The following is a 9,178-nucleotide window of genomic DNA, read 5'->3' as shown; positions in this document are numbered from 1 at the left end:
TCCCTCGCAAGGCATTGGAATTGTTGAGGAATATACCATAGATTACGTCCCGGCGCAAGAAAAAAATTGCAAATAATCTAATGATTTAAACTATTTGTCGGATCTTCTCTTTTTGCGGTGGCATCAAGGATCGCGAACTGCGCTACCGGATCGTCAACCGCGCCTGGGAAGAGCTGACGGGACAGTCGCGGAAGGCCATTCTCGGGCGGATTGATGACGAGATCTTTCCCGAGGAGGTTGCCCGCCGTTTTCGGGAATACGATTTGGCGGTCTTAAACGGCGATCGCTTGCTGGTGCGGGAGGAAACCCGCGACGGTGAGCAGGGGCCGCGCCACTTCATCACCCTGAAATTCCCCACCTACGACGCCGACGGGCAGGTCAACGGGGTCTGCGGCATGTCCACGGATATCAGTGAGCGCATCCTGGCCGAGCGTGAATTGCGCCGGGCGAAGGAGGCCGCCGAGGCGAGCGAGCGGGACAAGGCGGCGAGCGAGGAACGGCTGAACCTGGTGCTGGACGGCGCTCAGGACGCCTTCTGGGACTGGGATCTGGTCCACGACCAGGTCGACTTCAGCAGCCATTGGGCGGCGATGCTCGGCTATCGTCGTGAAGAACTCGAACCGTACGGCGATTCCTGGGAGCGGCTCGTGCATCCCGAGGATATGCCCGAGGTCATGGAGAAGATTCAGGCTCACCTGGAGGGGCGCAGCCCTTTCATCGAGGTCGAGTATCGGGTGCGAACCAAATCCGGGGATTGGAAATGGATTCTCGACCGGGGCAAGATCGTCGTGCGCGATGCCGACGGCAAGCCGCTGCGCGCCGCCGGGACCCACGCCGACATCACCCGGCGTAAGATGATCGAGGAGGAGCTTCAGACTAAAAGCGCCCTGCTCAAGCAGGAGATCAACCAGCGGATTATGGCCCAGGCGGAACTCAACGAGAAGCAGGAAGAGCTGGAGATGCTCAACCGCTCGCTTTGCGATCAGGTGGAAAAGTCGGTCGCCGACCTGCGGCGGAAGGATCAGGTTCTCATCAGCCAAGGACGGCAAGCGGCCATGGGCGAAATGATCGGCAACATCGCCCACCAGTGGCGGCAGCCCTTGAACGCTCTGGCCATGCTCATCACTAATCTGCAATTCGCCTGGCGGGACGGAGATCTGAGCGACGACTATCTGGAAGAATCGGCCGCCGTCGCCCATCGCCTGATCCAGAAGATGTCCACCACCATCAACGACTTCCGTGACTTTTTCAGCCCCGACAAGACGATGACGACTTTCTCCGCGCTCCAGCAGATCCGGCAGGCGGTGGCCCTGGTGGAGACGGCCTTCAAGGCCAACGAGGTCGTCATCGCCGCCGAGGCGGAAGGGGACTGCCTCCTTAAAGGTTTTCCCAACGAGTACTCCCAGGTGCTGCTTAATCTTCTCGGCAACGCCAAGGACGCCATCCTGCATACCCGTAAGGGCTCGGGGCAGGTGCTCATTATCCTGGCCGCCGAGGGCGGGCAGGGCGTGGTGCGGGTGCGGGACAATGGCGGCGGCGTGCCGGATGGAATTATGGACAAGATTTTCGATCCCTATTTCTCCACCAAGAGCATGGGAACCGGGATCGGTCTCTATATGTCGAAGACAATCATCGAACGCAATATGAACGGCACCATCTCTGTCCGTAATGTCAACGACGGATGCGAATTCTCCGTCGCCCTGCCGCTTGCGGAGCAGCTATGACCCATATCGACGCAAAGGACCAGGCCTTTTTGAAAGGACTCACCCTTCTCTACGTGGAAGACGAGGAGGAGGTACGTATCCAGTTCGTCCGTTTTCTTTCGCGGCTGGTCGGCAAGCTGCTGGTTGCCTGCGACGGCGAGGAGGGACTGGCGATCTATCACGATCAGGCCCCGCACATGATCCTTACCGACATTCTCATGCCCGTACGGGACGGGCTGGAGATGGCCCGAGAGATCCGCACCCTCGACCGGAAGATCCCGATCATCCTGCTGACCGCTTTCGAGCAGGTCGATTACCTCAAAAAATCGATCAATATCGGCGTCGACAAGTATGTCACCAAGCCGGTGGACGGTTTGCATCTGCAACAAACCCTGCTGGAATGCGCATGCCGCCTGCGCCTGGAGGATGATCTGCAGAGCGCCGCCCAGACCGATCCCCTCACGGGCCTGGCCAACCGCCGTGAATTGATGAGCCGTTTCAAGGCCGAGGGGGCGCGGGTTGAGCGGCATGGCGGCGTCTTTTCTCTGCTGCTCGCCGATGTCGATCATTTCAAGGCTGTGAACGATAATTTCGGCCACCTGGCGGGCGATCGGGTGCTGAAAAGGGTGGCGGAAATCCTGGCGGGATCGGTTCGCGCCGAAGATGTCTGTGGTCGTTGGGGGGGAGAAGAGTTTTTGCTGCTTCTTGCCAATACCGATCGAGAGGTGGCGCTGCTGGTGGCGGAAAAGCTGCGTTTGGCGGTGGCCGAGTTGGTTACTCCGTGGGAAGGGCGGGGAATTTCCGTGACCCTCAGTTTCGGGGTCGGTGCCTATCTTCCCGGGATGAGTCTGGAGGATGCCATCGGGGCCGTCGACGCGGCCCTCTATCGGGCCAAGGCCAACGGGCGCAACCGCTGCGAGGCCGCGCCGCTCGACTAGTCCTGGCCTTTCCCCCCCCTGACAAGGGGGAACCGAGGGGGGGAACCGAGACAGTGCAATGGTAACAAAAAAGGGCCATGTCGGCCCTTTTTTGTTGCTTGATGAAATGGCGGGTTGCGGCGGTCAGGTCACCTTCAAGGTGCCCGTGTGCCCCTCGCGGATGGTGCCGATGCGGTAATCGCCGCAACCGGCGGCGCGCAGTCGCCTTTGCAACTCAGTGGTCTTCTCTGGAGAAACGGCGATGAGCAGGCCGCCGGAGGTTTGGGGATCGGCGAGAATGTCGAGGATTTCCGGCGGGAGGTCGGCGCCGTTGACGACCCGGGGCAGGTAATACTGACGGTTATTGTAGCTCCCCTCGGGAACCAGACCGATAGCGGCCATCTCAAGCGCGTGGGGATAGACCTGCAGGGCGGCTGCTTCGATTTCGACACGGACGCGGCTCGCTTCGGCCAGTTCCAGGGCGTGACCGAGCAGACCGAAGCCGGTGACGTCGGTGCAGGCGTGGATGCCGACTTCGAGCATGATTTCGCCCGCCGTCTTGTTCAGTTGCTGCATGCCGGCAACGGCGTCGGCGATATCGGTCGCCGTCAGCACTTCTCCTTTAAGGGCGGTGGCGAGAATGCCGGTGCCCAGGGGCTTGGTCAGAATCAGGGCGTCGCCGGGCCGGGCGTTGAGGGTCGAGACCAGCCGTGTCGGATCGACCAGCCCGGTGACCGCCATGCCGAATTTGGGTTCGTCATCTTCCACCGTATGCCCGCCGACGATCACCGCCCCGGCTTCCCGCACCTTCTCGGCGCCGCCGCGCAGAATGTCCACCAGTATCGCCTGCGGCAGGCAGCGGGGGAAGCCGATGAGATTCAGCACCGTCAGCGGCCGGGCGCCCATGGCGTAGATGTCCGACAGGGCGTTGGCCGCAGCAATACGGCCGAAGGTGGCGGGGTCATCGACGATGGGGGTGAAGTAATCGATCGACTGGACCAGGGCGCACTCCGTCCCGAGACGATAAACCCCGGCGTCGGCGTAGGGGATTGCGTTGGAAAGGAGATTTTCATCCTCGAAAACCGGCAGTTGGCGCAGAACCTGCGCCAGTGGCCCGGGGGCCAGCTTGGCGGCTCAGCCGCTGGTTTTGGAGAGGGCGGTAAGCCGGATCGGCTGATCGGTCATCTTATCCTCGTGTTTCCGGGGGTTTCGGGAGTTGCCAGGCGACTCGCAGGTCTTCCTTGCGCAGAGTGTACTTGAGACGGTCAAAGTATTCGAGTAGCGCCTGGGTCTGCTTGCGGGCGCTGCCGATGAGATCGCGGAACTCGGCCATGGTCAGGGTTTCGTGACCGGCAAAGTGGGCGATGAGTTGGGTCAGGGCCTGATTGTAGCAGTCCCGATGGAGAAAAGTTTCCTCGTTGAGCTTGACCAAACGGCCGTCGGCGAAGAGCAGGGTGAAACAGTCTTCGGCCGTGTTCGGGTCGAGACGCAGCTGTTCGAGCATGGCGTTGCGGTTCTTGGCCTGCAAGCCTTCGCTGCGATAGGTCGCTTCAAGCAAATCGATGATCTTTTGCTGGGACGCCGTTGGTATCGGCGCGAAGTCCGGCAAGCGCAGCCATTCCTGCTGCTGGACCAGCTCGCCGGCGGCCAGGGTTTCAGCCAGCAACTGCTCGTAACCCTTAGGCGCGAGTTTAGCCGGAAGCGCCCCCTTGAGGGTGGCGTGGGGGATGCCGGGCTGCAGGGGGAACGCCTCGTGGTAGTGGCGGGTCGCCTCGGTGAGCCGGCGCCGCCAAGCGCGCAGGGTCTCCACCGTCAGCCACTGGTCCCCGAGGCGCGCAGCTCGGCCTTCGTCCCTGAGCGTTGCCAGATGCTGTTCGATACGTTCGCGGCCGAGGCCCGAAGCAAGCTCCAGATCCTTGACCCGGGGGCAGACCTGCTCCCCGAGTTTCTGCAGAAGAAAGGCCATCTCACCCGACTCCAGCGCCTTCAGAGCGCCCATTACCTCGTCGCGGAAGCGCTTGTGTTTTATTGGCGCCGGGTCGATGACCAGGCCGCCGCCGATGGTGGTCATCGGCGAATAAGAACGGATGATGAAGCGGTCCTGGCGGTGGGCGACCAGAGGCCGGTCGAGATGGATCTGCACCAGCGCGCTCTCCCCCGGTTCCAGCTGGTCGCGGTCGAGCAGGGCGACGATGCCGATGACCCGGGCGGTACCGAGATAAAAATGGACCGGGTCGCGGAACTTGAGCGGGCGGGGGGCCGAGGAGAGTAGGGTCAGGCGGGCGTCGAGGCGCTCGGTCTGTTCGAAGATGCCTGGTGCGCCGACCACCGCCCCGCGCTGCAACTGGTCGCGGTCGAGTCCGGCCAGGTTGAGAGCGACCCGTTGTCCGGCTCGCGCCTCGCTCAGCTTGTGACCGTGGACCTGGATTTCCCGCACGCGCACGGTCAGCCCCGGCGGAACGACCTCAACCGCGTCCCCCGGCCGCACCGTGCCGGAGAGGAGGGTGCCGGTTACGACCGTGCCGAAACCGGCGACGCTGAAGTGACGATCGACGGGCAGACGCAAGGGGCCATCGGCGTCTTTGGGCGGCAGATGTTTTACCGCCGCGGCGATGGCCGCCGTCAGTTCCGGCATCCCCTCGCCGGTCACGGCCGAAACCCGCAGGCAGGGTGCGTTTTTGAGGAAGGTCGCGGCGACCTCCTCGCGGATCTCCTCCTCGACGATGTCGATCCAGTCCGGCTCGGCCAGATCGCACTTGGTCAGAACCAGAATCCCCTGGCGGATGTCGAGCAGTTGAAGAATCTGCAAATGCTCGCGGGTCTGGGGCATGACCCCCTCGTTGACGTCCACCACCAGCAGCACCAGGTCGATGCCGCCGATGCCGGCTAGCATGTTGTGGATAAAACGCTCATGGCCGGGAACATCCACCACCCCCGCCACCTGTCCCCCGGGAAGCCGGAAGGCTGCGAAACCGAGGTCGATGGAGATGCCCCGTTCCTGTTCCTCCTTGAGGCGGTCCGTTTCCTGGCCGGTCAGGGCGCGGATCAGAGCGGTCTTGCCGTGATCGACGTGACCGGCGGTGCCGATGATGATGTGTCGTTCTTGGGACATGCGTAGAGATCCTGCGAAGGTTTCCGCCTTAGTAAACCCGGTTTCCGGAGCCAGGTCTTCAGCTTGATAGATAGAGATAATACGATGGATCAGTTGGGGGAAAATAGCATGGCGGGGAGAAAAGCACAAGAAAGGCGTCGCGGAGAGCACGGGAAGTCCCGTCATCGACGGGACTTCCCGTGGGGCGCATCAGTAGGTGCGGGCCGGAATGGGGATGAAGAAGCGGGATGGCCGCTGGTCGCGGGGTACATCCTGCTCGATGGTTACCCCGGCGAAGGTGATTTTGGAGCTGTAGGGCAGTTCCGGATCGATCCCTTGGGAGCGAAAGAGTTGTTCGACCTCGCGGGGAGGTCGGCCGAAAATCTGTTCCAGAGGAAAGTCGACGCGCATGGGTTGAGCCTTTCTTTATTGAAGATGATGGATTTTTGTGATGATGTCCAACCGTGCTACTTATGTATATAAGCAAGATGCGGGCCAGATTCCTTGCTGAGCACGAAGCCAGGAAAAGTCCGGTCTTCGCGCGCAGTGAATACTTGTTCTTCCGCCCTCTTGGTCTATTTGTGAGTCAAAATGCACCATCGCTGATCAATTTTGATCCATCCCGGGGTAGGCGGTGAAATGCCCGACTCGAAACCGCGATGCCGCGTACCTGATAATAATGATACAGCGTTTTATTATTTTGCAAGAAAGAATTTTCTTATAAATCAAATAGATTTGAAAGATACTGCTGAGAGGAAGCGTGTCGGACTATCTTGAATGAGAGGTTGAAGGCTGTTTTTTGGAGGGTGTTTTGAAGATTGAAGAGGTGTTTGTGAAAATGCCGCCGGAATGTTTCTTTCCGGCGGCATGGGGGAGGCGGGGCGGATCAGGGGCGGATGACGCGGCCGGCGCGGGTCAGCTGTTCGACGGTATCGAGCATGTTGGTCGGACGGCCGACTTTGAGCTTGTCTTTCAGTTCAAAAAAATCCAGGCAGAGCCCGCAGGAGGCGATATCGGCGCCGTTGCAGGCGAGTTTTTCCAGGGGTTCGATGACGTCGGAACCCTCGGTGGTCAGTCTGACCCCGCTGTTGACGAAGAGGATGGCGTCGGGCGGCGTTTCCAGTTCAGCCAGGGTGAAGATGAAGTTTTTCATCAAGATGTGTCCCAGTTCGTCGTCCCCCGCACCCATGACGTCGGCGGCCACATAAACGACGGTTTTTCCCAGGGCCGGGGCGGTGGCTTCCGTGGTCGGCGCGGCGCCGGGGGTGATTTCCAAGGCAAAGCCGCTTTCGTCGGCGGTGGCCTGGACCTGACAACCGAGGCTCAGAGCGAGGCGTGAGACATTCTGCCGGGCGGTGTCGTCGCCGACCAGCACGGTCAGAGGCGTATCCGGTTCGGCCAGCAGTTGTTTGCGGGTCTCGATGACCGGGCCGGGGCATTTCCGCAAGCGGCAATCAAGGGTTTTCATCGGCGGGAAACCTCCTTCTTCCTTGGCTTGAAATCCGAAATCATTTTGACAAGCGTTCCGTGGCGCGGCATGGTGGCGGAGACCGGCGGTGCCGGTCGCGATCGTTAACCGCCACCACGGAGGCTTGTCATGAAAAAACTGTTTCTGGCCGGGTGCCTGGCGCTTCTGCTCTGCGCCTGCGGCGACCGGGCGAAAGATCTTTACGACACCGCCCAACTCGAAGAGCGCCAGTACAATGCCGAGCATGCCCGGCAGCTTTACGGGGAAATCCTGCAGAAATATCCCGATTCCCCCTATGCCGCCCAGGCCCGGGAACGTCTGGCGGAACTGGAAAACCCCTAAAGCCGTTCAGCCTTTGCTGCTTTCGCAAAAAAACATCACTGTGGATGGCTCAGCAAAAAGCGGCAACGCAGCAGTTGACGAGTTTTTACGACGCCATCAGCGTCTTTTCGGCAGTGGCGACAGACGGGCGATCGATTCCACATGTGGGGTCTGGGGGAACATGTCCACCGGCTGTACCGCTTCGGTCCCGTAGCTGAGGCGGTGCAGCAGCTCCAGATCCCGGGCCAGGGTCTCGGGATTACAGGAGACGTAGATGATCGTTCGCGGCGCCAGGCCCGTCAGCTCGGTCAAGACCTCCTCGGCGCAACCGCCCCGGGGTGGATTGAGCACCGCGACGCTTCCTGGCGGCACGTCCCCCGCCAAGTCGTGGATCAGTTCGGCGGCATCGCCGGCGATGAATGTGCAGTTGTTGCGCTCGTTCATGCGGGCGTTCTCGCGGGCGTTGCGTACCGCCTCTTCACTGACCTCGATGCCGATCACCCGCCCGGCGTCCCGGGCCAGGTTGAGGGCGATGCCGCCGATGCCGCAGTAGAGATCGACGGCGGTCTCCCCGGGGTTCAGTCCGGCCCATTGGCGCACCTGGGCATAGATGCGTGCCGCCTGTTCGTTATGCACCTGGAAGAAGGAAGTCGGCGCGATGCGCAGGCGGATTTCCCCCACCTGATCGATGAGATCGGGAACCCCCAGCATTTTCAACGTTTCTCGCCCGAAAATCACATTCCCTTCGGCGCTGTTGATGTTCTGTTGCACCGAGACGACTTCCGGCACTTTCTTCATCAGCCACTTGCCGAGATGGGTGAGTTCCCGGAAGTTGCGCTCGGTGCAGACGAAGGTGACCATCGCCCGGTTCACCGCCGGGGCGACCTTGATGGTCAGGTAGCGCAACAGCCCCCGCTTGCTGCGCGGGTTGTAGAGGTAGATATCCTGGCGCGCGATCTCTTCCTTGACCACGGCGACGATGCGGTTGATCAGGGGATGATGCAGGGGACAGTCGGAGATATCCACCACCGTGTGGCTGCCCCGGCGATAGAGGCCGATCTTCACCTCGCCCCGTTCCTTGGCCATCACCAGTTTGGCGTTGGTGCGGTAGCCGAGACGTTGCCCGGCTTCCCAGATGGGCAGCACCGGCACCTCGGCGAGAGGCGCGCGGTTGCCCAGATAACGGCGCACCTTGGCCTCCTTGAAACGCAATTGCGCCGGGTAGTTCATGGCGATGAGGGAACAGCCTTGGCAGTCCTCGGCGCGTTTGCAGACGGGCACGCCCCGGTCGACGCTCCGGCGCAGCACCTTACGCAACCGGCCGATGATGCGCCGCTGCCCTTCGTACTCGATGGCGAAAGTCACCTTTTCGCCGGGCAGAGCGCCGGCGATGAGAACTTCCTTGGTCTGGTAGTAGCCAATGCCCATTCCCTCGTCGTCGAGGCGGTTGATATCCAGTTCAATGGAGGGCGCCGGGGCGCGGCGCTTCGTTTTCTGACTTTTTACGGGTTTTACCGGTGGTTTGGCCATTTATGTCGTACCTGTCGGATCGGGGATGAAAAGGATGAGGCACCTTACCTTGTGTCCCGGGTGCTGTCAATTTGTTCGCAAGAGCGTTTTTCAGCACGGCGTCCCTTTTGTTGAGCTCTTCCTTGCATTTTCTGACTTTTTTGGTCCA

8 protein-coding genes are annotated in these 9,178 nt (G+C 61.1%); 3 read left to right on the top strand and 5 right to left on the bottom strand.

Going from position 1 to position 9,178, the window contains the following annotated elements; translation table 11 throughout:
* The first annotated feature begins 92 nt into the window (after window positions 1-92).
* Together RBR25_RS09985 and RBR25_RS09980 are read left to right on the top strand one after the other, a co-directional pair.
* Complete coding sequence (locus tag RBR25_RS09985; RefSeq protein ID WP_432819402.1) at window positions 93-1,724, top strand: PAS domain-containing sensor histidine kinase; 1,632 nt, start codon at window positions 93-95, stop codon at window positions 1,722-1,724.
* Window positions 1,721-2,641: a diguanylate cyclase gene (locus RBR25_RS09980; RefSeq protein WP_432819399.1), complete on the top strand. Its 921-nt coding sequence runs from the start codon at window positions 1,721-1,723 to the stop codon at window positions 2,639-2,641. Before RBR25_RS09985 ends, RBR25_RS09980 begins: the two co-directional genes overlap by 4 nt.
* A gap of 123 nt (window positions 2,642-2,764) precedes the next feature.
* On the opposite strand, the gene selD is transcribed toward RBR25_RS09980, so the two are convergent.
* From selD to yedF, 4 genes are all read right to left on the bottom strand, one after another.
* On the bottom strand, window positions 2,765-3,805 hold the full coding sequence (selD, locus tag RBR25_RS09975; RefSeq protein ID WP_432819398.1) for a selenide, water dikinase SelD: 1,041 nt from the start codon (window positions 3,803-3,805) through the stop codon (window positions 2,765-2,767).
* Between the two features lies 1 nt (window position 3,806).
* A complete protein-coding gene (gene selB, locus RBR25_RS09970; protein WP_432819397.1) occupies window positions 3,807-5,732 on the bottom strand; it encodes a selenocysteine-specific translation elongation factor in 1,926 nt (641 codons plus the stop codon).
* Window positions 5,733-5,921: 189 nt separating this feature from the next.
* Complete coding sequence (locus RBR25_RS09965) at window positions 5,922-6,122, bottom strand: hypothetical protein (protein WP_092054214.1); 201 nt, start codon at window positions 6,120-6,122, stop codon at window positions 5,922-5,924.
* A 475-nt stretch (window positions 6,123-6,597) separates the two neighbouring features.
* A complete protein-coding gene (yedF, locus tag RBR25_RS09960) occupies window positions 6,598-7,179 on the bottom strand; it encodes a sulfurtransferase-like selenium metabolism protein YedF (RefSeq protein ID WP_432819396.1) in 582 nt (193 codons plus the stop codon).
* A 129-nt stretch (window positions 7,180-7,308) separates the two neighbouring features.
* Between yedF and RBR25_RS09955 the strand changes: the two genes are divergently transcribed.
* Window positions 7,309-7,521: a hypothetical protein gene (locus RBR25_RS09955; protein WP_432819395.1), complete on the top strand. Its 213-nt coding sequence runs from the start codon at window positions 7,309-7,311 to the stop codon at window positions 7,519-7,521.
* 96 nt (window positions 7,522-7,617) lie between these two features.
* On the opposite strand, the gene rlmD is transcribed toward RBR25_RS09955, so the two are convergent.
* On the bottom strand, window positions 7,618-9,030 hold the full coding sequence (rlmD, locus tag RBR25_RS09950; RefSeq protein WP_432819394.1) for a 23S rRNA (uracil(1939)-C(5))-methyltransferase RlmD: 1,413 nt from the start codon (window positions 9,028-9,030) through the stop codon (window positions 7,618-7,620).
* Between the last annotated feature and the right edge of the window lie 148 nt (window positions 9,031-9,178).

This window comes from Trichloromonas sp. (assembly GCF_034006665.1).
In the GTDB taxonomy this organism is placed as follows: Bacteria; Desulfobacterota; Desulfuromonadia; order Desulfuromonadales; family Trichloromonadaceae; genus Trichloromonas.
The sequence above is the reverse complement of the archived record's forward strand: the minus strand, read 5'-3'. Positions and strand labels throughout refer to the sequence as shown.